This window comes from Burkholderia sp. 572 (genome assembly GCF_040545135.1).
Taxonomy (GTDB): domain Bacteria; phylum Pseudomonadota; class Gammaproteobacteria; order Burkholderiales; family Burkholderiaceae; genus Burkholderia; species Burkholderia cepacia.
In genome coordinates, this window is sequence record NZ_JBEPLH010000013.1 from 1 (window position 1) to 25,928 (window position 25,928).

The window sequence follows — 25,928 nt, forward strand, 5'->3', positions numbered from 1 at the left end:
GCGCCCACACTTATCGGCTGTTAATTTTTAAAGAGCAATCTGCGAGGAACTTCGTGTTTCCCGGCAGCGCTGCGTTTTCAGCAGCAGAGAAGCGAAATTATGAACCGTGTTTCGCAGCTCGTCAACAACTTTTTACACTACATCGTTGCGACTGCGGGGCTCAACTTCCAGGCCAGCCGCGCGCCCGACACTGCAGCACACCACCAGCTTTGCTTCCCTCTCCCGCGCCGCGTTTCCGTTAGCGCGAAAGAGGCGTGATTCTAAGCACCCGCCCTCATCCACGCAAGCCCTTTGTGAAAATATTTTGAAAAAGCCCCCGTGCGCTGACGCGCACGGGGGCTGGGGCTCGGCGGGCCGCCGGTGGCCATCGACCACAAGGGGGCCGGCGACACTTCCCTCTATATATAGACGCTCATTACTTGCCGCCCACCGCGGTCTGCAGTTGCTCAATCGGCACCGCGTCGGCCATCGCCGTGTATCCAGCGTCGCTCGGATGAATACCGTCGCCACTATCGAATCGACGCTGCAGCACGCTCGGGCGCGCCGGATCGCGCAGCACCGCGTCGAAGTCCACTACGCCGTCGAACCCGCCACCGCTCCGGATCCACCGGTTCACCTCGAGCCGGATCGCCTCGCGCCCCGCCGGCAGCCCGGCCGGCGTCAGCGTCGCGCCGAAGACCTTCACGCCCTGACGGTGCGCCGCGTCGATCAGTCGGCGGTAGCCGTCAATCAGCGATGCAGCCGTGACTTGCGTATGCGGGTGGTCGCAATCGAGCCCCGCGCGCGGCGGCATCGCCGCAAAGTTGATGTCGTTGATCCCGATCAGCACGATCGCCGCCTTTACGCCCGCGCGCGACAGCGCATCGCGCTCGAACCGCGACGCCAGCGACGTGCCATAGCAAGCCGAATCGCTGAGCAGCCGGTTTCCGCTGATCCCGAGATTCGCGACGCCGATCGATTCCGCGCCCGAGGCGGCCAGCCGACGCGTCAGTGCGTCCGGCCAGCGGCGGTTCCGGTTCACGCTCGAGCGCAGCCCGTCGGTGATCGAATCGCCGATCGCGGCTACGCTTGCGCGCGCGGAACCGGTCTCGACCGCGAGCTCGGTCACCCATGCAAATTGGGTAAAGCGGGTGCGGAACGCGGCAGCCCCCGGATCACTCACGTGCTCGCCCGGCACCGACACATAATTGAACTGGTTCGACACGCGGTGCCAGACCGTCATCCGCTGGTTCGGCCCCATCTGGAGGCTGATCGCATACGGCTGCCCGGCCCTGACGTCGATCCCCACCGGATCGCTTTCGAGTTCCTGGCCCGGCGCAAGCGTCACCGACACCTTGCCGCCGAACCGGACCGGCGCGGCCGCATCGCCGGACAGCGCCGCGCCTTCGCCAGCGCGCGCGACGCTCGCCGCCTCGACGACGAGGGGGGAACGACCGTATGCATTGCTGACGCGGATCCGTGCGGCGCGCCCCGACACTGTCGGATAGACGATCTGGCGCACGGTGCGACCGGCGACGTCGGGCGCGCGATAAAGCGGCGGCGGTGCGGCAAGGTCGGGAATCGGCTGCAACGCGGTCGCCCACGCGGCAACCCATCCCGCCGGCGCGGCCGAAGCCGACGCCACGAGCGGCGATACAAAAGCGGCCGCACCCAGCACGGCCGCGGCGATACTGCTTCGGAATGACATCGGCAAAATCCTCGTCGGAAAGCGGGCATTGTGCCGCAGAAGGCGCGGCTCCCGCGTGCCGGCCGCCATCACGCAGCACCATCGCGCCCCGATGTCCCTCGTTTACCCGAGTCTTTCCGCAAATCCGCAAGAAATTTATTAACCGACCGGTCGGTTGGTTTATACTTCGCACACATTCAACCGGACGAGAGCCTCGCCATGTACACGCAATCCCTCGACATCCCCGGCAACGTCGCGCCGCTCGACGCCGCAGCCGAGTCGCCCGAGCAGGCGCGGTTCGATGCGGTCATGGCCGCCGACGGCAAGATCGAACCGCAGGACTGGATGCCCGACGCCTATCGCAAGACGCTGGTCCGCCAGATCTCGCAGCACGCGCACTCGGAAGTCGTCGGCATGCTGCCGGAAGGCAACTGGATCTCCCGCGCGCCGAGCCTGAAGCGCAAGGCGATCCTGCTCGCGAAGGTCCAGGACGAAGCCGGCCACGGCCTCTATCTTTATAGCGCGGCCGAAACGCTCGGCGTATCGCGCGATTCGCTGATCGACGCGCTGCATGCCGGCAAGGCGAAATACTCGAGCATCTTCAACTACCCAACGCCGACCTGGGCCGACGTCGGCGTGATCGGCTGGCTGGTCGACGGCGCCGCGATCATGAACCAGATCCCGCTGTGCCGCTGCACGTACGGCCCGTACGCGCGCGCGATGATCCGCGTGTGCAAGGAAGAATCGTTCCACCAGCGCCAGGGCTTCGACGCACTGCTGTCGATGATGAAGGGCAGCGACGCGCAACGCGCGATGGTCCAGCAGGCCGTGAACCGCTGGTGGTGGCCGGTGCTGATGATGTTCGGCCCGAGCGATGCCGATTCGGTCCACAGCAACCAGTCCGCGAAATGGGGCATCAAGCGGATCACGAACGACGACCTCCGGCAAAAATTCGTCGACGCGACGGTCGACCAGGCGAAGGTGCTCGGCGTGACGCTGCCCGATCCCGACCTGAAGTGGAACGAAGCACGTGGCCACCACGACTACGGCACGATCGACTGGGACGAATTCTGGCGCGTGGTCAACGGCGACGGCCCGTGCAACAAGGAACGCCTCGCGACCCGCGTGAAAGCGCACGAGGACGGCGCATGGGTGCGCGAAGCCGCCCTCGCCCACGAAGCAAAGCGCCGCGCGCGCGCCGAACAGCACGCCGCCTGAGCGGCACACCATCGAATTCAGGATTCAGGAGAAAGTGATGAACAAGGAATGGCCGATCTGGGAAGTGTTCGTGCGCAGCAAGCAGGGGCTCGACCACAAGCATTGCGGCAGCCTGCATGCCGCCGACGCGTCGATGGCGCTGCGCATGGCGCGCGACGTCTACACGCGCCGCCAGGAAGGCGTGAGCATCTGGGTGGTGCCGTCGTCGGCGATTACCGCGTCGGATCCGAGCGAGAAGGCCGAGCTGTTCGAACCGGCGGGCGACAAGATCTACCGTCACCCGACGTTCTACACGCTGCCCGACGAAGTCAACCACATGTAACGCCCGCGCCATGACGATCACGCCCGAACACCTCTCCTACGTGCTGCGACTCGCGGACAACACGCTGATCCTCGGTCAGCGCAATGCCGAATGGTGCGGCCATGGCCCGATCCTCGAGGAAGACATCGCGCTCACCAACATGAGCCTCGACCTCATCGGCCAGGCACGCATGCTGTATACGCATGCGGCCGAACTCGAGCGCCAGCTCACCGGCGCGACGAAGACCGAGGACGACTACGCGTACTTCCGCACCGAGCGCGAGTTCGCGAACTTCACGCTCGCCGAACTGCCGCATTACGGCCCGCTCGCCGGCACCGCGCACGCCGACAAGGACTACGCGGTGACGATCGTGCGCAACTTCCTGTACTCGGCGCTGATGCTGCACGTGTGGAGCGCGCTGGAAACGTCGACCGACACGCAGCTCGCCGCGATCGCCGCGAAATCGGTGAAGGAAACCCGCTATCACGTGCAGCACGCACGCGAGTGGCTCGTGCGCCTCGGCGACGGCACCTACGAATCGCACCGTCGCGCGCAGGACGCGCTCGACTACCTGACGCCGTATACGCGCGAATTCTTCGCCGCCGATGCGATCGACGACGCAGTCGCGGCCGAAGGCATCGCCCCGGCACCGGCCACGCTCGAAGCGGCGTGGCGCGCGGACGTGGACGACGCGCTCGCGGAGGCGACGCTCACGCTGCCGGCCCCCGTGCAGCACGTGACGACCGGCAAGCAGGGCGAGCATTCGGAACACATGGGCTACCTGCTCGCCGAACTGCAAAGCCTCGCACGCCAGCACCCCGGCGCGACCTGGTAACCCCGACACCACGGAGCCCGACGATGTCCGTCCAGACCGCCCCCGCCAACGCCGTGCCTGCCGCGCGCCGCGACGATCCGCTGCTCGCCCGCGCATGGGACGTGCTCGAAGCCGTGCCCGATCCCGAGATCCCGGTCGTGTCGATCCGCGAGCTCGGCATCCTGCGCGACGTCCGCCGCGCGGACGACGGCCAGCTCGAGGTCGTGATCACGCCGACCTACTCGGGCTGCCCGGCCATGTCGCAGATCGCCGAAGACATCGCCGCCGCGCTGCAGGCCGCCGACCTGCCGCCGCACCGGATCGAGACGGTGCTCGCGCCCGCGTGGACGACCGACTGGATCACACAGGAAGCGCGCGACAAGCTGCGTGCGTACGGCATCGCGCCGCCGGTCGGCCAATGCGGCACCGCCGCGCCGCGCGAAAACGTCGTGCGCTTCGTGCCGCGGCCTGTCGCGGCGCCCGCGTGCCCGCGCTGCGGCTCGGCACGCACCGAGCGTCTCGCGCAATTCGCGTCCACGGCCTGCAAGGCGCTGTATCGCTGCGTCGACTGCCGCGAACCCTTCGACTACTTCAAACCCTACTAATCGATATGGCGACCCCGCAATTTCATCCGCTGCGTATCCGCGACGTGCGGCCCGAGACCGCCGACGCCGTGACCGTCTCCTTCGACGTGCCGCCCGAGCTGCGCGACGCGTACCGCTTCACGCAGGGCCAGTTCGTCACGCTGAAGACCCACATCGACGGCGAGGAAACGCGCCGCTCGTATTCGATCTGCGTCGGCACGACGGACTACGACCGTGACGGCGAACTGCGCATCGGCATCAAGCGCGTACGCGGCGGCCGCTTCTCGAACTTCGCCTTCGATACGCTGAAGCCCGGCCACACGATCGACGTGATGACGCCGGACGGCCGTTTCTTCACGCACCTGAACGCCGACCACGGCAAGCAGTACGTCGCGTTCTCCGGCGGCTCCGGGATCACGCCGGTGCTCGCGATCGTGAAGACGACGCTCGAACTGGAGCCCCGCAGCACGTTCACGCTGATCTACGGCAACCGCAGCGTCGACGCGATCATGTTCGCGGAGGAGCTTGAGGACTTGAAGAACCGCTACATGAACCGCTTCGTCCTCTATCACGTGCTGTCGGACGACCAGCAGGACGTCGAACTGTTCAACGGCGTGCTCGACCAGGCGAAATGCGCGGAATTCCTCGGCACGCTGACGCCGGCCGACGCGATCGACGAAGCGTTCATCTGCGGCCCGGCGCCGATGATGGACGCGGCGGAAGCCGCGCTGAAGGCAGCCGGCGTGCCGCAGGCGAAGGTGCACGTCGAGCGCTTCGGCACGCCGCTGCCGCAAGCCGGTGCGCCGGTCGTCGAAATCACCGACCAGACGCCGGCCGCCGACCTCGAAATCGTGCTCGACGGCAAGAAGCGCAAGCTGCGGCTGCCGTACGAAGGCGTGAGCCTGCTCGATATCGGCCTGCGGGCGGGCCTCGCGCTGCCCTACGCGTGCAAGGGCGGCGTGTGCTGCACGTGCCGCGCGAAGGTGCTCGAGGGCGAAGTGCGGATGGAGAAGAACTACACGCTCGAGGAGCATGAAGTGAAGGACGGCTTCGTGCTCACGTGCCAGTGCCACCCGGTCAGCGACAAGGTCGTCGTGAGCTTCGACGAGCGTTGAGCGACGTCGCGTCGCGGCGCCGGACGGTTTCTCGCCGTCACACATCTCGCTTACACTAGGGGCCGCCGGCCGGCTGGACATCGCAACGTCCGCCCGGCCGGCGGTTTTCTTTTGTTGACGACAGGCCGATGAGTACCATTCATGTGATTCAGGGCGGCACCGCCGCCGCGTCGCTGCACGAGGCACTCGCGCAAGCCGGGCGCGACGAGCATGTGGTCGGATTGCTCGACGATCTCGGCGTCGGACCGCTCAAGGGCGCCGACGAGACGCCCGACACGCGCGCAGCCTTCTGGCAGCGCGTGCTCGGCGACCAGATTCCCGACTGGAACGCAGAGATCGAAGCCGAATTCGCACGCCTCGACCAGCTGGCGACGGAGACGGGCCAGGTGGTGGTGTGGCATGCGCCGAGCGTCGGCGACAAGCTGCTGCTGCGGCGCGTCGCCTATCACCTGCGCAATGTCCCGCAACGCCTGAACGAAGTGCGGCTGTCGGCCGCCGACCTCGATCCGGCGCAGCGCGCGTCGCTGTCGCGCACCGACCAGGCATGCGCGACCGGCATGTTCTCGCCCGCCGAACTGGCGCGCAAGCGTCCGGTGGCCGCGCCGATCTCGGTGCTGCGCATCGGCCGCCTCGCGCTCGAATGGCAGGAGGCGAAGCACCAGAACGCCGAACTGCGCTACTGGGTCAGCAACACGATCAAGAGCGGCCACTATGAAGAACTCGACGCGCTGATCCTCGCGCGCGCGGAAACCGACTGGCTGCCCGCGCGGCGCCTCGTCGGCAGCATCATGGCCGACGCCGATCGCGGCGGGCTGTTCGTCAGCGACTCGATCGCCTGGTGGCGCTGCCGCGAACTCGCGGCGGCCGGCCGGCTCGAGCTGCAGGACGACACGCCCGACGCCCTCTCTTCCACGCAGGTGCGCGCGGCCCGCGCGGCCGCCACGCACCGCTAATCTTCCGCATTCGACCATGGCCCGTACCCGAGCGCCCGACCACGAATCCCAGCGCGAGCAGATCCTCGATCTGGCCGCCGACAAATTCGCGCAGACGAGCTATCCGAGCACGTCGATGTCCGATCTCGCGACCGCGAGCGGCACGTCGAAAGCACGCCTCTATCACTATTACGAGAGCAAGGAAGCGATCCTGTTCGACCTGCTCGACCGCTACACGAAACGGCTGATGCTGATCATCGCCGAGGTCGAAGGGGCGAGCCAGCGGCGCGGCCTCAGCGAGCGCGACGCGTTCGCGGAGCTCGTGCGCGCGTTCCTCGCCGAATACGAGACATCGCACAGCCGCCACGTCGCGCTGCTCAACGACGTGAAGTATCTCGAGGACGCGCAGCGTGAAATCGTGCTCGACCGCCAGCGCGACATCGTCGCGGCATTCACGCGACAGCTGGCGCGCGCGTACCCGGACCGCATCTCGAAGGAAAACCAGACTTCCGTGACGATGATGGTGTTCGGGATGATCAACTGGACGTTCACGTGGCTGAAGCCCGGCGGCCGCCTCGGCTACCGCGACTTCGCCGAGCAGGTGATCGACCTGATCGAACGCGGGCTGTCGACGGCCGCCTGATTGCCGCGCAGCAGCAAGCGTTGCGCGACGGGCACACTGCGACCGCCCGCCGCGCGTTTCATATGATGAATTTTAAATCCATTTAAAATCAAATAGATAGCAGATTAACTAAGCGGATTTAGAATTCATCCTCCAGCTCAAACATCGTTAAATACGGGTTTTCCCCAATCCGAGGGCTGACGGTCGGGTAAAATGCTGCTGCATTGCACAACCCGCTGTACGGTCACACATTGAGGAACCCACGATGAACACGCGATTCAACGGCTCTGCCGATGTCGTCGGCACCGCCGGTACTGCGCCGGTTCTCGTCAGGGAACTGGCTTCCAAAGACCGTGAGCAGATGCTCACCCACTTTCTCTCGCTCGACGAAGAGGACCGCCTGCTGCGCTTCGGCCAGATGGTGCCCGACCACGTGCTCGAGAACTATGTCCGCACGATCGACTTCGGTCGCGACACCGTGTTCGGCGTGTTCGACCACGACCTCGAACTGATCGGCGTCGGCCACCTGGCCTACCTGCCGGCCGAGGGCGACAAGCGCACGGCCGAATTCGGCGTGTCGGTGCTCGAAAGCGCACGCGGCCGCGGTGTCGGCTCGAAGCTGTTCGAACGCGCGGCGATCCGCAGCCGCAACACGCACGTGACGACGCTGTACATGCACTGCCTGTCGCGTAACGCGACGATGATGCACATCGCGAAGAAATCCGGGATGCGGATCGAGTATGCGTACGGCGAAGCCGATGCGTACCTGTCGCTGCCGCCGGCCGACCACTCGACGATCATCGCCGAGATGCTGCAGGAGCAGGCCGCGGTGTTCGACTACGCGATGAAGCGCCAGGCGCGCCGCACCACGAAGTTCATCGAATCGCTGATGCCCGCCGCCCTGACGGCGTAACGTCAGCCAGCCGGGCCGCGCCTTCCGCGCGCCCGGCCCCTCCCTCCCCGCCGCGCAACTAGCGCACCGACCGAATCGGCAACGCCGTCGTCTCCTTGAAGCATTCGAGCGAAAAGCTCGTCTTCACGTCGATCACCGACGGGTGATGCAGCAAATGCTCCTGCACGAAGCGGGAGAAATGCGCCATGTCCTCGACCTGCACGCGCAGCAGGTAATCCATGTCCCCCGTCATCGCGTGGCACGCGACCACTTCCGGCCAGGTCTGCACGGCCGCGCGAAACAGCTCCGCATGGGTCGCGCCCGCGCGCGCCGACGTTTCGTCGACCCGTACCGGCGCCAGGCCGCCGCGTTTCTCGAGCCGCACGCTCACGTACGCGAGCAGGTCGAGCCCGAGCTTCTGCGGATTCAGCAGCGCGACATAACCGGTGATCACGCCGATCTCCTCGAGCCGCCTGATCCGCCGCAGGCACGGGCTCGGCGACAGGTTCACGCGCTCGGCGATCTCCTGGTTCGACAGGCGCCCGTTCTCCTGAAGAATCGCGAGAATCCGCCGGTCGATGGCATCCAATTCGGCGCGCGCCATCTTCTGCCCTCCAATGATTATTTCAAGACTGGAAATTGCGCCATCGTAGGTCCGGGCGATCAAGTTCGCAAGTTTACGCTCGCGACTGCCCGCTACACTCTGTCGCACGTACCGATTCGTCGCGCACGCCGCCGCGTGTGCCACGTTCGACATCGAACCAGGCCGGACAGGCGCACGTCGCCGCGGCCGATCGCCCCCACAGGAGACACGCCATGCAGATCCCGAACTGGGACAACCCCGTCGGAACCGACGGCTTCGAATTCATCGAATACACGGCGCCGGACCCGAAAGCGCTCGGACAGCTGTTCGAACGGATGGGTTTCACCGCGATCGCGCGCCACCGCCACAAGGACGTGACGCTGTACCGCCAGGGCGACATCAACTTCATCATCAACGCCGAACCCGATTCGTTCGCACAACGCTTCGCGCGCCTGCACGGCCCGTCGATCTGCGCGATCGCGTTCCGCGTGCAGGACGCCGCGAAGGCGTACAAGCGCGCGCTCGAACTCGGCGCATGGGGCTTCGACAACAAGACGGGCCCGATGGAGCTGAACATCCCGGCGATCAAGGGCATCGGCGATTCGCTGATCTACTTCGTCGACCGCTGGCGCGGCAAGAACGGCGCGCAGCCGGGCGCAATCGGCGACATCAGCATCTACGACGTCGACTTCGAGCCGATCGCCGGCGCGAACCCGAACCCGGTCGGCCACGGCCTCACCTATATCGACCACCTGACGCACAACGTGCATCGCGGCCGCATGCAGGAATGGGCCGAGTTCTACGAGCGCCTGTTCAACTTCCGCGAAGTGCGCTACTTCGACATCGAAGGCAAGGTGACGGGCGTGAAGTCGAAGGCGATGACGTCGCCGTGCGGCAAGATCCGCATCCCGATCAACGAGGAAGGCTCGGATACGGCCGGCCAGATCCAGGAATACCTCGACGCATACCACGGCGAAGGCATCCAGCACATCGCGCTCGGCGCCAGCGACATCTACCGGGCGGTCGACGGCCTGCGCAGCAAGGAAGTGAAGCTGCTCGACACGATCGACACGTATTACGAACTGGTCGACCGCCGCGTGCCGAACCACGGCGAATCGCTGGACGAACTGAAAAAGCGCAAGATCCTGATCGACGGCGCGCGCGACGATCTGCTGCTGCAGATTTTCACCGAGAACCAGATCGGACCGATCTTCTTCGAGATCATCCAGCGCAAGGGCAACCAGGGCTTCGGCGAAGGCAACTTCAAGGCGCTGTTCGAATCGATCGAGCTCGACCAGATCCGTCGCGGCGTCGTGCAGGACAAGGCCTGACGCATCCGGCGGGCGGCTGCCCCGGGGCAACCCGGCAACCCGCCCGATCCGGCGGCACAAAGAAAAAGGGCGGGAATCCGAGGATTCCCGCCCTTTTTGCATTCCGGCGCGGCCCGCCGGCCGCGCGAACGGATCAACGCGCGTTCGCCTTCGACGCGACGGCACGCTCGGCCGACGGCTGCGCGACGGCGTCCTGGGCCGGCGCGATCTGCTGCATCTGCGCGCCGGCTGCCGCCAGTGCGCTCGCGCCTCGCGCGTGCACCGGGCCGGTCATCGAGAAAAACGCGGCGGACACGATCAGGAAACTCTGGATATGACGTGTGTTCATTGCACCTCCTGTAAAACTGCCGGCGCCTCCCCGATGCGTCGAAACAGACCGACGCGACCGGGCACCTCCGGCAGGCCGACAAGATTAACGGCATTTGCGCGCAGATGAACGCGGCCTTACATGCTTTTACATGATGTAACGCATGATTCAGCCCCTCTTTTACGGTGCGCCGCCGCGGTTCTCCCCGCATTGCAACCGATGGGCGGCGGGTTTGCCCCAGTGCTACCATCGCTTAAAACCGGCGAACATGCCGGCCACTGCCGACGCATCCAAAAGATGCCGACGCAACCGAAGTTTTGGTGATCCCAGACCGGGTGGAGGAGACAGTTAATGAATGCCCCGCTAGACGCAGACCAACGCGCGTCGCTAGAAGCCGCGCTGAAGTCCGTCACGCTTGACGACAAATACACACTTGAGCGCGGTCGCGCGTACATGAGCGGCATCCAGGCCCTCGTGCGCCTGCCGATGCTCCAGCAGGAACGCGACCGCGCCGCCGGTCTCAATACGGCCGGCTTCATCTCCGGCTACCGCGGCTCGCCGCTCGGCGGCCTCGATCTGTCGCTCTGGAAAGCCAAGCAGCACCTGGCGGCCCACCAGATCGTCTTCCAGCCCGGCCTCAACGAAGATCTCGCCGCCACCGCCGTGTGGGGCTCGCAGCAGGTGAACCTTTACCCCGGCGCGAAGCACGACGGCGTGTTCGGCATGTGGTACGGCAAGGGCCCGGGCGTCGACCGCACCGGCGACGTCTTCAAGCACGCGAACTCGGCCGGCTCGTCGCAGCACGGCGGCGTGCTGGTGCTCGCCGGAGACGACCACGCGGCGAAATCGTCGACGCTCGCGCACCAGTCCGAACACATCTTCAAGGCCTGCGGGCTGCCCGTGCTGTTCCCGTCCAACGTGCAGGAATATCTCGATTTCGGCCTGCACGGCTGGGCGATGAGCCGCTACTCGGGCCTGTGGGTCGCGCTCAAGTGCGTGACGGACGTGGTCGAATCGTCGGCATCGGTCGACATCGACCCGCATCGCACCGAGATCGTGCTGCCGACCGACTTCATCCTGCCGGAAGGCGGCCTGAACATCCGCTGGCCCGACCCGCCGCTCGTGCAGGAAGCGCGGCTGCTCGACTACAAGTGGTACGCGGCGCTCGCCTATGTGCGCGCGAACAAGCTCGACCGCATCGAAATCGATTCGCCGAACGCGCGCTTCGGGATCATGACCGGCGGCAAGGCCTACCTCGACGTGCGCCAGGCGCTGACCGACCTCGGCCTCGACGACGAAACCTGCGCGCGGATCGGCATCCGGCTCTACAAGGTCGGCTGCGTGTGGCCGCTCGAAGCGCAGGGCGCCCAGGCGTTCGCGCGCGGCCTCGACGAAATCCTCGTCGTCGAGGAAAAGCGCCAGATCCTCGAATACGCGATCAAGGAAGAGCTGTACAACTGGCCCGACGGCCAGCGGCCGCGCGTGTTCGGCAAGTTCGACGAAAAGGACGGCGCCGGCGGCGAATGGTCGGTGCCGATGGGCAACTGGCTGCTGCCCGCGCACTACGAGCTGTCGCCCGCGATCATCGCGAAGGCGATCGCGACGCGCCTCGAGAAGTTCGAGCTGCCGTCCGACGTGCGCGCGCGCATCGCCGCGCGGCTCGCGGTGATCAACGCGAAGGAAATGGCGCTCGCGAAGCCGCACGTGCAGACCGAGCGCAAGCCGTGGTTCTGCTCGGGCTGCCCGCACAACACGTCGACCAACGTGCCGGAAGGCTCGCGTGCGATCGCCGGCATCGGCTGCCACTACATGACCGTGTGGATGGACCGCAACACGAGCACCTTCAGCCAGATGGGCGGCGAAGGCGTGCCGTGGATCGGCCAGGCGCCGTTCACGGACGAGAAGCACGTATTCGCGAACCTCGGCGACGGCACCTATTTCCACTCGGGCCTGCTGGCGGTGCGCGCGGCGATCTCGTCGAAAGCGAACATCACCTACAAGATCCTCTACAACGACGCCGTCGCGATGACGGGCGGCCAGCCGGTCGACGGCGTGCTGACGGTGCCGCAGATCACGCACCAGCTCGCGTCGGAAGGCGCGAAGAAGATCGTGATCGTCACCGACGAGCCGGAGAAGTACGACAGCCAGAAGGCGCTGCTCGCGCCGGGCGTGCCGATCCATCATCGCGACCAGCTCGACGACGTGCAGCGCGAGCTGCGCGAGATCGAAGGCACGACGATCCTGATCTACGACCAGACCTGCGCGACCGAGAAGCGCCGCCGCCGCAAGCGCGGCACGTATCCGGATCCGGCGAAGCGCGTCGTGATCAACGACGCGGTGTGCGAAGGCTGCGGCGACTGCTCGGTGCAGTCGAACTGCCTGTCGGTCGAGCCGCTGGAAACCGAATTCGGCACGAAGCGCCAGATCAACCAGTCGAGCTGCAACAAGGATTTCTCGTGCGTGAAGGGCTTCTGCCCGAGCTTCGTCACGGTCGAGGGCGGCCAGTTGAAGAAGCCGAAAGCCGTGTCGGTCGACGGCAACGCACTGCCGCCCATTCCCGAACCGACGCTGCCGGACATCGACCGCGCATACGGCGTGCTCGTCACGGGCGTCGGCGGCACGGGCGTCGTCACGATCGGCGCGCTGCTCGGGATGGCCGCGCACCTGGAAAACAAGGGCGTGACCGTGCTCGACGTCACCGGCCTCGCGCAGAAGGGCGGCGCCGTGATGAGCCACGTGCAGATCTCGCACGCGCCGACCGACATCCACGCGACGCGGATCGCGATGGGCGAAGCCGACCTCGTGATCGGCTGCGACGCGATCGTCACGGCCGGCGACGAGTGCACGTCGCGGATGCGGCACGACGCGACGCGCGTGGTCGTCAACAGCGCGCAGACGCCGACCGCCGAGTTCATCAAGAACCCGAACTGGGCGTTCCCGGGCCTGTCCGCCGAGAACGACATCCGCGCGGCGGCCGGCGAAGCGGTCGACTTCATCGACGCGAACCGCTTCGCGGTCGCGCTGCTCGGCGACGCGATCTACACGAACCCGTTCGTGCTCGGCTACGCATGGCAGAAAGGCTGGCTGCCGCTCACGCTCGTGTCGCTCGTCCGCGCGATCGAGCTGAATGCGGTATCGGTCGAGAAGAACCGTGCGGCATTCGACTGGGGCCGTCGCGCCGCGTACGACCTGGCGAGCGTGAAGCAGGCCGCGGCCGGCGACGCGCGCCCCGCGCAAGGCGCCACGGTGATCGCGCTGCACACGAAGAAGGCGGTCGACGCACTGATCGCGAAGCGCGTGGAATTCCTCACCGCGTACCAGAACGCCGCGTATGCGGCGCGCTACGCGGCGTTCGTCGACAAGGTGCGCGCCGCCGAGCGTGCACTGGCGGATGGCGACACGGTGCAGGAGCAGCTGACTGAAGCAGTCGCCCGCAACCTGTTCAAGCTGATGGCGTACAAGGACGAATACGAGGTCGCGCGGCTGCAGTCCGATCCCGCGTTCCTCGCGCGCCTGTCCGCGCAGTTCGAAGGCGACTGGAAGCTGAAATTCCACCTCGCGCCGCCGCTGTTCGCGAAGACGGACGCACACGGCCACCTGGTGAAGAAAGCGTACGGCCCGTGGATGATGACGGCCTTCCGCTGGCTCGCGAAGGCGAAGTTCCTGCGCGGCACGGGGCTCGACCCGTTCGGCCGCACCGAGGAACGCCGCTCCGAGCGCGCGCTGATCGGCGAGTACGAAGCGCTGATCGACGAAGTGCTGGCCAGGCTGAACGCGGCCAACCGCCCGCTCGCCCTCGAGCTCGCGGCGCTGCCGGACGGCATTCGCGGCTACGGCCACGTGAAGGAGAACAACCTGCGCGCGGTACGCCAGAAGTGGAGCACGCTGCTCGCGAAGTGGCGGGCGCCGGCAGGCGGCCAGTCGCACCAGCAGGTCGCGTGACGGCCGGCCGACGGGCGCGGGCATTCGCGGTTCGAACGCCCGCCCCGGCCGGCGATTCGCAATAAAAAAACGCCACGGAACGCAGGTTCCGTGGCGTTTTTCCTTGCGCCGCGCCTGAAGCGCGGCACACGCGGGCGTGGACTTACTTCGTGTTCACGTTCGCGGCGGCAACGGCCGTCATGTTGATGATCCGGCGCACGGTCGCAGCCGGCGTCAGGATGTGGACCGGCTTCGCCGCGCCGAGCAGGAACGGACCGACCGTCACGCCTTCGCCGCCGACCATCTTCAGCAGGTTGTACGCGATGTTCGCCGCTTCGACGTTCGGCATGATCAGCAGGTTCGCTTCGCCCGACAGCGTCGTGCCGGGGAACGCCTGCTTGCGGATCATTTCCGACAGCGCCGCGTCGCCGTGCATTTCGCCGTCGACTTCCAGGTTCGGCGCACGTTCGACGATCAGCTTGCGGGCCTCGCCCATCCGGCGCGACGACGCCGACGGCGCGCTGCCGAAGTTCGAGTTCGACAGCAGCGCGGCCTTCGGCGTGATGCCGAAGCGCTCGATCTCGGCCGCGGCCTGGATCGTCATGTCGGCGAGCTGTTCGGCGCTCGGCAGCTCGTTCACGTACGTGTCGCACACGAACAGGTTGCGGCCCGGCAGCATCAGCAGGTTCATCGCGGCGAAGTGCTCGGCGCCCTTCGCGCGGCCCAGCACCTGCTCGATGAACTTCAGGTGGCTGTGGAACGTGTCGATCATCCCGCAGATCATCCCGTCCGCATCGCCCAGGTGCACGAGCATCGTGCCGATCAGCGTGTTGAACTTGCGCATCGCGGCCTTCGCGACTTCCGGCGTCACGCCGTCGCGCGCGCCGATCTCCTGATACGCCTGCCAGTAGCGGTGGTAGCGCGCATCGTCTTCCGGATCGACGATTTCGAAATCGGTGCCGGCCTTGAGCTTCGAGCCGATCTTCTGCAGGCGCATGTCGACGACCGACGGACGGCCGATGATGATCGGCTTCGCGATCTTTTCCTGCAGCACGAACTGCGCGGCGCGCAGCACGCGCTCGTCTTCACCTTCGGCGAACACGATGCGCGCCTGCTTCTGCTTCGCGGTCGCGAACACTGGGCGCATCACCATGCCAGTGCGGTAGACGGTCGCGCCGAGCTGCTCGCGGTAGGCGTCCATGTCCTGGATCGGACGCGTGGCGACGCCCGAATCCATCGCGGCTTGCGCGACGGCCGGCGCGATCTTGATGATCAGGCGCGGATCGAACGGCTTCGGAATCAGGTAGTCCGGCCCGAATTCGAGCGAGTGGCCTTCATACGCCTTCGCGACTTCCTCGCTCTGGTCGGTTTCTTCCGCCAGTTCGGCGATCGCGCGCACGCACGCGAGCTTCATTTCTTCCGTGATCGTCGTCGCGCCGACGTCGAGCGCACCGCGGAAGATGAACGGGAAGCACAGCACGTTGTTGACCTGGTTCGGGTAGTCCGAACGGCCGGTCGCGACGATCGCGTCCGGGCGCACGGCCTTCGCGTCTTCCGGGCGGATTTCCGGTTCCGGGTTCGCGAGCGCCAGGATCAGCGGCTTGTCGCCCATCGTCTTGACCATGTCCTGCTTCAGCACGCCCGCGCTCGAGCAGCCGAGGAACACGTCCGCGCCGACGATCGCGTCGGCGAGCGTGCGTGCGTCGGTGGTCGCCGCATAGCGCTGCTTCGACGGATCGAGATTGCCGCGCCCTTCGTAGATCACGCCCTTCGAATCGGCGACGAGGATGTTCGACTTCGTCAGGCCGAGATTGACCAGCAGGTCCAGACACGCGATCGCCGCGGCGCCCGCGCCCGAGCACACGAGCTTCACTTCGGCGAGCTTCTTGCCGACGACCTTCAGGCCGTTCAGGATCGCGGCCGACGCGATGATCGCGGTGCCGTGCTGATCGTCGTGGAATACAGGGATCTTCATGCGCTCGCGCAGCTTCTGCTCGATGTAGAAGCATTCCGGCGCCTTGATGTCCTCGAGGTTGATGCCGCCGAGCGTCGGCTCGAGCATCGCGATCGCCTCGACGAGCTTGTCGGGGTCGGATTCCGACAGTTCGATGTCGAACACGTCGATGCCCGCGAATTTCTTGAAGAGGCAGCCCTTGCCTTCCATCACCGGCTTCGCGGCCAGCGGGCCGATGTTGCCGAGGCCCAGCACGGCCGTACCGTTCGTGATGACGCCGACGAGGTTGCCGCGCGACGTGTACTTCTGCGCATCGAGCGGATCGGCGTGGATCGCTTCGCACGCAGCGGCGACGCCCGGCGAATACGCGAGCGACAGGTCGAGCTGGTTCGACAGCGGCTTGGTCGGGGTGACCGAAATCTTGCCGGGTTTCGGATTCTGGTGATAGGCGAGTGCCGCCTGCTTCAGTTGTTCGTCCATGATTGACCTGCGAGAGACATGCGAAATATTGACGGTTCAGTACACAGCACCTTGGGCCGCGTCTGCTTGAATCGAGGGGATGGTCGACTGCGAGACGGCACGCAGCGCGCCGGGTCGGCACGCCATCGAACCTTGGCGGATGGCAAGAGGAAAGTACAAAGTACTGAACGATTTCTAAGGGTCGCCTAGTGTACACCCCCTAAATGACCTCCGTTGGTGCAGCGCCGCATCCTCCGCATCAGCGCGAGCGGTCCCGCCCCGTTTGTTTCGCCGGTGGTGAGCCGAGCGGCGAACCCGCGTGAATTCCGCCGAAAACCGGCCTGAATCGGGTAAAATAGCCGGCTACGCGCGCAGCGATGCGATTGGCCCTCCGATCGCGCCCCGGCCCCCAGGGCAGGTTCCCCTTGCTGCGCCACCGGGCCCGCGCCCGCTCTTCGCTCATCACCCAAGGAATGCCCATGACAGGCTACGATCGTCAGTCGATCTCGGATACGACCGCCAAAATCCTGCTCGAAGTGCAGGCAGTGCACTTCAACGCAGAAAAACCGTTCATCTTCACGTCCGGCTGGGCAAGCCCCGTCTATATCGACTGCCGCAAGCTGATTTCGTATCCGCGCGTGCGCCGCGCGCTGATGGAAATGGCAGAAACGACGATCACGCGCGACATCGGCTTCGAGCAGATCGACGCGGTGGCGGGCGGCGAGACGGCCGGCATCCCGTTCGCGGCATGGATCGCGGACCGGATGATGGTGCCGATGCAGTACGTGCGCAAGAAGCCGAAGGGTTTCGGCCGCAACGCGCAGATCGAAGGCCATCTGGAAGAAGGCTCGCGCGTGCTGCTCGTGGAAGACCTGACGACCGACAGCCGCAGCAAGATCAACTTCGTCAACGCGCTGCGCACCGCGGGCGCGACCGTAAACCACTGCTTCGTGCTGTTCCACTACGACATCTTCAAGGAAAGCGTGTCGGTCCTGAAGGACATCGACGTCGACCTGCACGCGCTCGCCACGTGGTGGGACGTGCTGCGCGTCGCGAAGGCTTCGGGCTACTTCGAGACGAAGACGCTCGACGAAGTCGAGAAATTCCTGCACGCACCGGCCGAGTGGTCGGCGGCGCACGGCGGCGCGACGGCCCCGAAGGAATGACGCCGCGCCGGCCCGCAGGCCGGCGTCCTGGCTGAACAAGCCGCCCGCTTCATCGCGGGCGGTTTTTTTGTCCGCCGATTCGCGCAGCAAACGATCGCGACCATGGGTCGCGGCGTGCATCGCTCATCGAACCCTAATGCTAGACTTGATCCATCGTCGCCATCAGCTGCGCGGGCAACGCACAACGCCAACAACGCCGGAAGCATCGATCCGGCCCACGTGACGGGAGAAGCGCCATATGCGTGTGGATCGCCGGATCACTCCGCCTGCGCCATCGGGTCGCCCGTCGCCGTTCCTTGCCGCCCTCCTCGCTCTCTTCGCCCACCTCGTCCTCCTTTATGCCGCCGCGTTCGCCGCCGTGCCCGCGCATGCAGAAGGCGCGTTCACCGTGACGAGCGACGACCTCACGCCGGGCGGGCGCGTCCGTGCCGCGAACGTGTTCGACCGCGGCGACTGCAAGGGTGGCAACCACTCGCCGCAGCTCGCCTGGCACAACCCGCCGCCCGGCACGCGCGGCTACGCGGTCACGATCTTCGATCCCGACGCGCCGGGGCACGGCTGGTGGCACTGGGCCGTGGCGGGCATTCCCGCGACAGTCACGAGCCTGCCCGCCGACGCGAGCGCATCCGGCTTCCTGCGGCGCATCGGTGCAAGCGAAGCGCGCAACGACTTCGGAATCGACGGTTACGGCGGCCCGTGCCCGCCGCCCGGCAAGCCGCACCGCTACGTGGTCACCGTCTACGCGCTGAAGGGTGACGACCTGCGCGTCGCGCAGGGGCGCCCCGCGCCGATGTTCGAGCACGAGATCGGCACGCTGGCGATCGGCACCGCGCAACTCACGGTCAACTACGGGCAATAACGGGTGACGGGTGACGGGCACCCGGCGGCGGGCATCGCCCCCTGCCGCGCGCCGCCGCGATTGCCTGCCGCCGCGCACTGGCGTACTCCGGGCGTATTCCGCGCCCGCGTGTTTTCGCGTCATTTCGGCTTGCTAGACTCGTCGTCACCGGTCGCGGCGCCACGCCGCGCATCCGTCGCGTCGCCGGCCGGCGACGCGTGACCCGGCGTGCCGCAACGGCCGCCGTTCCCGTTCCTTTCCGGAGAACGCCTCATGTCGAACATCGTCATCGTCTATCACAGCGGCTACGGTCACACGCAGAAACTGGCCGAGGCCGTTCACGCGGGCGCGCAGGACGCCGGCGCGACCGTGCGCCTGCTCGCGGTCGGCGACGTCGACGACGCGGGCTGGGCCGCGCTCGACGCGGCCGACGCGATCGTCTTCGGGGCACCGACCTACATGGGCGGCCCGTCGGCGCAGTTCAAGCAATTCGCCGATGCAACGTCGAAAGCGTGGTTCACGCAGAAATGGAAGGACAAGATCGCCGCGGGCTTCACGAACTCCGCGACCATGAACGGCGACAAGTTCTCGACGATTCAATACTTCGTCACGCTGTCGATGCAGCATGGGATGGTGTGGGTCGGCACGAGCCTGATGCCGGCCAACTCGAAGGCGGCCACGCGCAACGACATCAACTACCTGGGCGGCTCGACGGGCCTGCTCGCGCAGTCGCCGGCCGATGCGACGCCCGACGAAGGCCCGCTGCCGGGCGACCTCGAAACCGGGAAGGCATTCGGCCGGCGGGTCGCCGAAGCGACGGCCCGCTGGGTCGCCGGCCGCGGCTGAGCACGCGCCGGCGAGCGCGCCGGTGTGCGTCAAAGGGACACAAGACGGCCCGCCGGCCGTCTTTTTTTTCGACCCGCGCGATGCAGGCCCGCCGGATGACGTCTTAAAATGGCGGATTCAGGGCGCGGGCCCCGTTTCATTCAGTGAGAGCGAAATGAGCACCAAAGTTTTTGTCGACGGCCAGGAAGGCACGACCGGCCTCAAGATCTTCGAATACCTGTCGGCACGCAGCGACATCGAGATCCTGCGCATCGATGAAGCGAAGCGCAAGGACGTCGAAGAGCGCCGCCGCCTGATCAACGCGTCGGACGTCACGTTCCTGTGCCTGCCGGATGTCGCGTCGCGCGAATCGGCGTCGCTCGTCGAGAACCCGAACACGACGCTGATCGACGCGAGCACCGCGTTCCGCACCAGCGCCGACTGGGCCTACGGCCTGCCGGAACTGACCCGCGCGCAGCGCGATAAGATTCGCACGTCGAAGCGCATCGCGGTGCCGGGCTGCCATGCATCGGCCTTCGTGCTCGCGATGCGTCCGCTCGTCGATGCGGGCATCGTCGCACCGACGTTCGCCGCGCACAGCTACTCGATCACCGGCTACAGCGGCGGCGGCAAGTCGATGATCGCCGACTACGAAAGCGCGGCGCCGGGCGGCAAACTCGCGAGCCCGCGCCCGTACGCGCTCGGCCTCACGCACAAGCACCTGCCGGAAATGGCCGCGCACACGGGCCTCGCGAACCCGCCGATCTTCACGCCGATCGTCGGCCCGTTCCTGAAGGGCCTCGCGGTGACGACCTACTTCACGCCCGGGCAGCTCGCGAAACGCGCGACGCCGCAGGACGTGCAGCGCGTGTTCGCCGAGTACTACGCGGACGAAGCCTTCGTGCGCGTCGCGCCGTTCGATGCGGACGCGAACCTCGACGGCGGCTTCTTCGACGTGCAGGCGAACAACGACACGAACCGTGTCGACCTGTTCGTGTTCGGCAACGAAGAGCGCTTCGTCACGGTCGCGCGCCTCGACAACCTCGGCAAGGGCGCATCGGGCGCCGCAATCCAGTGCATGAACCTGAACATCGGCGCGGCCGAGGATGCGGGTCTCAAACGCTGATTCAACATCGCATGCAATGCAAAGCCGGCCACTGGCCGGCTTTTTATTTACCGGTATCACGCAATATATAAAAAAATTACCGATCGCGCATTTACAAATATTTACAAGCTTTCGATTGCGCGATTACCAGTGAATTAATTCCACCCCCTCTTTATCCAGTCAATCCCGAATAGGGATAAACCGGATACCGACCGCTTTAAACGCTGCCGTTATACGTAGGAAGGCTCTTCGCCGGCCTGTCCGGCGTCGCACATTCCCCTCTCCGGCAGCTTCAGGCAGCCTGTCGCACGTTTTAATTCTTACTGAATACCGTGTCAGACAAGGATTCAAAACACGATGCCCGTTTCAATCGCCTTTTTTAGACGGGTTCATCAATTGACAGCAAAAATCCAGGCAGCGACATTAGCTCGCACAATTAAACGATTGGAGACAGCGGCATGTCGCACGCCTTATCGAAGGGGGTGGCAACGGCCTTTGCCATTGCCCCTTTCCTGGTTGCATGTGGTGGGGGGGACGGCGGCGCACCCGCGCCGATCAATGCGCCCCAATGTTCCGGATCGAGCTGCGGCACGCAAGGGCCGCCGCCTTCGCAGCCCGTCAACGGCGCGCTGTGCCCGGCCAACGCGGACATCGTGAAGAGCACGTACCTCGGCGGCGCCGGTAGCGGCGAGATCGTCAGCGTCAACATCGACGCCGTGGCGATGACCTACACGCTCAAGTGGCTCGAATCGCCGATTCCGCTCGCGACCGGCACGGTCACGCCGAGCCGCGCCGGCACGACGATCACCGGTGCGGTCATGCACCCGCCGACCGGCACGCTGCCAACCGCCGAGCAGACGCGCTGCGCGTTCATCCTCACGCCGGGCACGGGCAAGGCGCCGGGCGGCGCCACGTACTCGACGGCCGCCGACTTCAACCGGGCGAACCCGCCGATGCTGCTGGTCGGCATGGGCGTCGCGGGCGGCGGCATTCCCGGCGCGACGATCCAGTACGACGGGCTGACGATCGCCATCGGCCCGATCGTGGTGGCAAAGGACGTCGGCAAGGTGCCGAACCGTCACTTCGACTTCTATCCGTTCCTCGGCTTCGCGAACACGACGACCGACCTGTCGAAGCTGCCGGGCACGTACAACGCGCTGATCTACCACCTGGTGCCGTCGGGCGACTACGCGACGAAAGGCACGAACTCGAGCGAGACGTTCGATGCGAACGGCGCGTGCACGTCGAGCGGCGCGGGCGGCTGCCAGACGACCGGCGACCCGTGGAAGACGAGCGCGAACGGCGGCTACTTCGACAGCACGAAGGCGCCGCAGACGCTGCCGCAGACGCAATTGCCGATCGTCGGCGCGACCGGCAAGTCGGCCACCGCGCATATGGTGATCGGCCAGCTCAACGGCGCGACGGTGCCGGTGATCGTGCGTACGGGCAACGTGAACCTCGGCACGCCGCCGCTGCATACCGACGCGCAGGTCGACGACGAATCGGGCATCGCGGTGCTCGGTGCGGCAACGGCGATCCAGTCGGGCGCGATCGACGGCGGCTACGCGGGCGCGGACTCGAACTTCAAGTACACGGCGGCCCTGATCCGCGGCAGCAACGCGTCGTTCATCAACCCGAGCACGCAGGTCGAGGAAGACGGCTTCTCGCTCGACTACGGCCAGGCGACGCCGGGCCTGCTGAACGCGACGACGACGCCGAAGCCGCCGCCCGGCACGAACTACCCGTCCGCAACTGGCGTCGTGATCGCGACGGGCGGGCTGTACGCGGCGCTGATCCAGGGCACGGTGAACGGCGGCGTCACGTCGACGTCGGCGAACTCGACGACTTCGTCGACACCGTACTTCGGCGTGGGCGCGCAGATCAGCAAGTAGCGGACGAGGACGCGACGGCGGGCTGGCCGCCGTCGCGTGACGCACGAGCGCGCGGCACGGCGCAAGCAGGACGAGCACAAGCAACAGAAGCGGCCGACAGGGAGCTGGCCGCCGCACAAGACAAATCTGGAGGAGCAACATGAAGCGCAACCTCATTCTGGCGGCGGCCCTTGCCGCCCCCCTTCTTTCTGCCTGCGGCGGCAGCGGCAGCGGCGGCGACAATCCGCCCCCGCTCGTCGAAGACCGGCTCTGCCCTGCCTCGCTCGACTACACCACCGTGTTTACGGGCGGCGCGGGCAGCGGCGAGCTCGCCAAGGTCCAGCTCGACACGACCAAGATGACCTGGCAGGTCACCTATGTCGAATCGCCGGTTCCGCAAACGACCGGCACCGTCGTGCCGACCCGCGCGGGCACCGTCGACAGCGGCACGCTCACGCAGGAAACGCTGCTGCCGACCAACAAGCTGAACCAGTGCGCATTCCGCCTGAACGGCGCGAGCCTCGATCCGTCGCGCCCGGCGCGCATCTTCGTCGGCATGGGCGTCGCGGGCGGCACGATTCCCGGCAAGGAGATCCAGTTCAACGGCGTGCTCGGCCAGGCCGCGGTGCCCGACACGAAATTCCCGTACTACCCGTTCATCGGCTTCTCGTCGATCGAAACCGACATCACGAAGGTGGCGGGCACGTACAGTCACACGGGCTTCGGTGAAGTGCCGTCGCAGAACTTCGCGCCGGCATCGATCGACGCGAAGGTGACGATCAACGCCGACGGCACCTGGACCAAGTGCGACTCGACCGGCCAGTTCGCCGGCGGCGCGTGCACGCAGCGAGGCACGAACTTCGTGCAGTCGGCGGACGGCAGCGGCGCATTCCAGTCGAACAACTATGCGAGCCAGCTGAAACCGACGCTGTCGACGACGCCGCAGGGCAAGGCCTTCATGATCGTCGGCAAGCTGCGCAACCAGCTCGTGCCGATCCTCGTGCGCACCGGGGTGGCGAACCCGAACCCGACGCCCGACAGCAACGGAGTGCCGGGCCTCACCGCCGACGACGAATCGAGCATCTCGATCCTCGCGCCGCAGACGGCCATCGCGGCCGGTTCGCAGAACGGTGAATACATCGGCGTCGACAGCCAGTTCGATTACCGGACCACCGCGCTGATCGACAAGCAGGCCACGCTGCTCGATCCGTTCCAGCCGTCGCAGGCATCGCTCGCGACCGCGCTCGACCTGGACTACACGCAGAAGGTGCCGGGCACGGTCACGACAATCCACACGGGTTCGGGCAGCACGTCGCCGACCGGCAAGTTCATCTTCTCGGGCGGCGTGTTCGGTTTCCTCGACAACGCGGGATCGACGCCGTATTTCACGATCGGCGCATTCGTCCAGTAAGCGGAGGGAAATGCCGTGATGAAGAAAACCCTTCTCTGCGCGGCGGCCGGCGCCGCCGTGCTGGCGCCGCTCGCGGCGCACGCGCAGAGCGCCGGCAGCAACGTCGTCACGCTGGGCTGGTTCCACGTGATGCCGCAGCAGAGCAGCACGCCGATGACGACCAACGTCGCACCGACACCGATCAACACGCCGCTGCGGCTGCCGCCGTCGTTCACGTCGCCGGGCACCGGGCTGCACACGAGCGGCGCCGACACCGTCGGCCTGACGGTCAGCCACTTCCTGACCGACCACATCGCGGTCACGTCGGTGGCCGGCGTGCCGCCGGTGTTCAAGGTGTCGGGCCAGGGCACGATCAGGCCGCCCGGCCCGGCCGGCGCGCTCGGCACGCAGAACATCGGGCTCGCGTCGGTCAACCCGATCGTGAAGAGCGTGCGGCAGTGGAGCCCGGCCGTGCTGCTGCAGTACTACTTCGGGCAGGCCACGGCGAAGTTCCGGCCGTTCCTCGGCCTCGGCGTGTCGTACAACTGGTTCAGCGACCTTCAGCTCAACACGAACTTCATCAAGCAGACCCAGGACAACCTCGGCGCGATTCTCGCGGCGGGCGCGGGCAAGCCGGGTACGACATCGGTGGAGGCGAAGGCGTCGTCGTCATGGCAGCCGGTGTTCAACGCCGGCCTGCAGTACAACATGACCGAGCATTTCGGGCTGATCGCGTCGGTGACGTACATCCCGCTGAAGACGACGTCGACGGTGACGATCAAGGCGGCCGACGGCACGGTGCTCTCGGAATCGAAATCGGACCTGAAGGCTGACCCGATCATCAGCTACGTCGGGATGACGTACAAGTTCTGAGCGCCGCGACGGACGACGCATGGCATGCCGCGGAAAATCGCAGGCAAAAAAAAGCCCGCCTAAGAGGCGGGCTGAATCCATATCAGAGGAGACATGGAGGAGACAGGTGCAATTCTAGCGAATCGGTTTCCGCAATGCAACATTTCCGTAGAGAAAATACGGACTTTCCCTCGAATGCCGACTCTAGATCGCCTTCACTGCATCTGACCCCACCCTGTTTTCCCGGTCGAGCACTTCGCCGAGCGCATCGCGCAGCAGCGCGACGGGCCGCACCAGCCGGCCCGGCAGCGCGCCGTGCACGATCCACACGTTGATCCGCGTCTCGAGTCCCGCCGTTTCCACCACCCTCAGCGCGTCGCGGTGCGCGCTGCGCGCCAGCGCGTTCGGCGCGGCGATGCCGATGCCCGCGCCGCGCGCGACGAGCGACAGCTGCAGCTCCGAGCCGAATGCCTCGACCGCGACGTCGAACGGCAGCCCGGCCGCGCCGAGCGTGCGGCTCAGCGCCGAACGCATCCCGCAGCCGTCCTGGCTCAGCACCCACGGAAAACGCGACAGCATGTCGATCGACAACGGGCCGTCGGGCAGCGGAAAGTCGCGCGCGGCGACGAGCACCGTCGGCTGGGTGCCGAGCAGCGTCGACGTGAACGTATCGGGCAGTACCGAACTCGCCGGCACCATCACGGCCGCGACGTCGAGCGTGCCGCGCTCGACGCCCTGCATCAGCGCCGGCGACCAGCCGGCCGTCACGCGCAGCGTGAGGCGCCCGAACGCGTCGCGCAGCCGGTCGATCGGCTGCTCGAGCGCCAGCTCGGACAGGAACGGCGGCACGCCGATGCGCAGCTCGCCGGACGGCTCGCTGTCCGGCGCGCCCGCCGCCATCAGCTCGTCGACCGCGCCCAGCACGTTGCGCGCGAGCGCGTAGACGTCGCGCCCGGCGGCAGTCGGCTTCAGTGGCTTGCTTTGCCGTTCGAGCAGCGACATGCCGAGCAGCGTTTCGAGATTCTGCACGCGCCGCGTCAGGCCCGGCTGCGTCAGGTGGAGCTTCGCGGCCGCGGCGACCATCGACCCGCTGTCGACCACCGCGACGAACGCCTGGAGATCACGCGTATTCAAAACAAACTCGCATAATCATGTTAGAGATATTTCAATTGTCGCATAAAC

The 25,928-nt window shown here is 66.4% G+C and carries 22 protein-coding genes; 17 read left to right on the forward strand and 5 right to left on the reverse strand.

Features of this window, described 5'->3' with window-relative positions:
• Positions 1 to 415: 415 nt before the first annotated feature.
• Complete coding sequence (locus ABIC51_RS24080; RefSeq protein WP_175900161.1) at positions 416 to 1,687, reverse strand: SGNH/GDSL hydrolase family protein; 1,272 nt, start codon at positions 1,685 to 1,687, stop codon at positions 416 to 418.
• Between the two features lie 198 nt (positions 1,688 to 1,885).
• On the opposite strand from ABIC51_RS24080, the gene paaA reads away from it, so the two are divergent.
• The 8 genes from paaA (at position 1,886) to ABIC51_RS24120 (ending at position 8,165) form a co-directional block, all read left to right on the forward strand.
• The gene (paaA, locus tag ABIC51_RS24085; protein WP_027788584.1) at positions 1,886 to 2,884 is read left to right on the forward strand and encodes a 1,2-phenylacetyl-CoA epoxidase subunit PaaA; all 999 of its coding nucleotides are present in this window, start codon (positions 1,886 to 1,888) and stop codon (positions 2,882 to 2,884) included.
• Between the two features lie 37 nt (positions 2,885 to 2,921).
• On the forward strand, positions 2,922 to 3,206 hold the full coding sequence (gene paaB / locus ABIC51_RS24090; RefSeq protein ID WP_027788585.1) for a 1,2-phenylacetyl-CoA epoxidase subunit PaaB: 285 nt from the start codon (positions 2,922 to 2,924) through the stop codon (positions 3,204 to 3,206).
• A gap of 10 nt (positions 3,207 to 3,216) precedes the next feature.
• Positions 3,217 to 4,020 carry a 1,2-phenylacetyl-CoA epoxidase subunit PaaC gene (paaC, locus tag ABIC51_RS24095; RefSeq protein ID WP_175900164.1) on the forward strand — a complete coding sequence of 268 codons (804 nt, stop codon included), beginning with the start codon at positions 3,217 to 3,219 and terminating at the stop codon, positions 4,018 to 4,020.
• A 23-nt stretch (positions 4,021 to 4,043) separates the two neighbouring features.
• Positions 4,044 to 4,604 carry a 1,2-phenylacetyl-CoA epoxidase subunit PaaD gene (gene paaD, locus ABIC51_RS24100; protein WP_021158571.1) on the forward strand — a complete coding sequence of 187 codons (561 nt, stop codon included), beginning with the start codon at positions 4,044 to 4,046 and terminating at the stop codon, positions 4,602 to 4,604.
• Positions 4,605 to 4,609: 5 nt separating this feature from the next.
• Positions 4,610 to 5,698 carry a 1,2-phenylacetyl-CoA epoxidase subunit PaaE gene (paaE, locus tag ABIC51_RS24105; RefSeq protein WP_027788588.1) on the forward strand — a complete coding sequence of 363 codons (1,089 nt, stop codon included), beginning with the start codon at positions 4,610 to 4,612 and terminating at the stop codon, positions 5,696 to 5,698.
• 128 nt (positions 5,699 to 5,826) lie between these two features.
• Positions 5,827 to 6,651 (forward strand): DUF1835 domain-containing protein, encoded by an 825-nt coding sequence (locus ABIC51_RS24110; protein WP_027788589.1) that lies wholly within the window; start codon positions 5,827 to 5,829, stop codon positions 6,649 to 6,651.
• A gap of 16 nt (positions 6,652 to 6,667) precedes the next feature.
• Entirely contained in the window at positions 6,668 to 7,273 is a 606-nt protein-coding gene (locus ABIC51_RS24115; RefSeq protein ID WP_011350658.1) for a TetR/AcrR family transcriptional regulator, read from the forward strand.
• Positions 7,274 to 7,517: 244 nt separating this feature from the next.
• Positions 7,518 to 8,165 (forward strand): GNAT family N-acetyltransferase, encoded by a 648-nt coding sequence (locus ABIC51_RS24120; RefSeq protein WP_027788590.1) that lies wholly within the window; start codon positions 7,518 to 7,520, stop codon positions 8,163 to 8,165.
• Positions 8,166 to 8,223: 58 nt separating this feature from the next.
• Here the strand turns inward: ABIC51_RS24120 and ABIC51_RS24125 are convergent, their stop codons facing one another.
• The gene (locus ABIC51_RS24125) at positions 8,224 to 8,748 is read right to left on the reverse strand and encodes an Lrp/AsnC family transcriptional regulator (protein WP_059709484.1); all 525 of its coding nucleotides are present in this window, start codon (positions 8,746 to 8,748) and stop codon (positions 8,224 to 8,226) included.
• Positions 8,749 to 8,960: 212 nt separating this feature from the next.
• Between ABIC51_RS24125 and hppD the strand changes: the two genes are divergently transcribed.
• A complete protein-coding gene (gene hppD / locus ABIC51_RS24130) occupies positions 8,961 to 10,058 on the forward strand; it encodes a 4-hydroxyphenylpyruvate dioxygenase (protein WP_060175012.1) in 1,098 nt (365 codons plus the stop codon).
• Between the two features lie 133 nt (positions 10,059 to 10,191).
• Here the strand turns inward: hppD and ABIC51_RS24135 are convergent, their stop codons facing one another.
• Complete coding sequence (locus tag ABIC51_RS24135; protein WP_027788593.1) at positions 10,192 to 10,386, reverse strand: hypothetical protein; 195 nt, start codon at positions 10,384 to 10,386, stop codon at positions 10,192 to 10,194.
• A gap of 330 nt (positions 10,387 to 10,716) precedes the next feature.
• Here ABIC51_RS24135 and ABIC51_RS24140 point away from each other — a divergent pair, with 330 nt between their 5' ends.
• Positions 10,717 to 14,307 carry an indolepyruvate ferredoxin oxidoreductase family protein gene (locus ABIC51_RS24140; RefSeq protein ID WP_060197124.1) on the forward strand — a complete coding sequence of 1,197 codons (3,591 nt, stop codon included), beginning with the start codon at positions 10,717 to 10,719 and terminating at the stop codon, positions 14,305 to 14,307.
• A gap of 142 nt (positions 14,308 to 14,449) precedes the next feature.
• Here ABIC51_RS24140 and ABIC51_RS24145 read toward each other — a convergent pair whose 3' ends face one another.
• Positions 14,450 to 16,720 (reverse strand): NADP-dependent malic enzyme, encoded by a 2,271-nt coding sequence (locus ABIC51_RS24145; protein ID WP_146253969.1) that lies wholly within the window; start codon positions 16,718 to 16,720, stop codon positions 14,450 to 14,452.
• A 458-nt stretch (positions 16,721 to 17,178) separates the two neighbouring features.
• On the opposite strand from ABIC51_RS24145, the gene ABIC51_RS24150 reads away from it, so the two are divergent.
• The 7 genes from ABIC51_RS24150 (at position 17,179) to ABIC51_RS24180 (ending at position 24,767) form a co-directional block, all read left to right on the forward strand.
• Positions 17,179 to 17,865 carry an orotate phosphoribosyltransferase gene (locus ABIC51_RS24150; protein WP_011546659.1) on the forward strand — a complete coding sequence of 229 codons (687 nt, stop codon included), beginning with the start codon at positions 17,179 to 17,181 and terminating at the stop codon, positions 17,863 to 17,865.
• A 238-nt stretch (positions 17,866 to 18,103) separates the two neighbouring features.
• Entirely contained in the window at positions 18,104 to 18,724 is a 621-nt protein-coding gene (locus ABIC51_RS24155; RefSeq protein WP_027788596.1) for a YbhB/YbcL family Raf kinase inhibitor-like protein, read from the forward strand.
• A 252-nt stretch (positions 18,725 to 18,976) separates the two neighbouring features.
• A complete protein-coding gene (locus tag ABIC51_RS24160) occupies positions 18,977 to 19,549 on the forward strand; it encodes a flavodoxin family protein (RefSeq protein ID WP_021158582.1) in 573 nt (190 codons plus the stop codon).
• 154 nt (positions 19,550 to 19,703) lie between these two features.
• The gene (argC, locus tag ABIC51_RS24165) at positions 19,704 to 20,654 is read left to right on the forward strand and encodes an N-acetyl-gamma-glutamyl-phosphate reductase (RefSeq protein WP_027788598.1); all 951 of its coding nucleotides are present in this window, start codon (positions 19,704 to 19,706) and stop codon (positions 20,652 to 20,654) included.
• Positions 20,655 to 21,091: 437 nt separating this feature from the next.
• The gene (locus ABIC51_RS24170; RefSeq protein WP_124544860.1) at positions 21,092 to 22,525 is read left to right on the forward strand and encodes a DUF2957 domain-containing protein; all 1,434 of its coding nucleotides are present in this window, start codon (positions 21,092 to 21,094) and stop codon (positions 22,523 to 22,525) included.
• Positions 22,526 to 22,664: 139 nt separating this feature from the next.
• Positions 22,665 to 23,915, forward strand: a complete 1,251-nt coding sequence (locus tag ABIC51_RS24175; RefSeq protein ID WP_027788600.1) for a DUF2957 domain-containing protein — start codon at positions 22,665 to 22,667, stop codon at positions 23,913 to 23,915.
• Positions 23,916 to 23,933: 18 nt separating this feature from the next.
• Positions 23,934 to 24,767 (forward strand): OmpW/AlkL family protein, encoded by an 834-nt coding sequence (locus tag ABIC51_RS24180; RefSeq protein WP_027788601.1) that lies wholly within the window; start codon positions 23,934 to 23,936, stop codon positions 24,765 to 24,767.
• 183 nt (positions 24,768 to 24,950) lie between these two features.
• Here the strand turns inward: ABIC51_RS24180 and ABIC51_RS24185 are convergent, their stop codons facing one another.
• Complete coding sequence (locus ABIC51_RS24185) at positions 24,951 to 25,880, reverse strand: LysR family transcriptional regulator (RefSeq protein WP_060175006.1); 930 nt, start codon at positions 25,878 to 25,880, stop codon at positions 24,951 to 24,953.
• Positions 25,881 to 25,928: the final 48 nt, after the last annotated feature.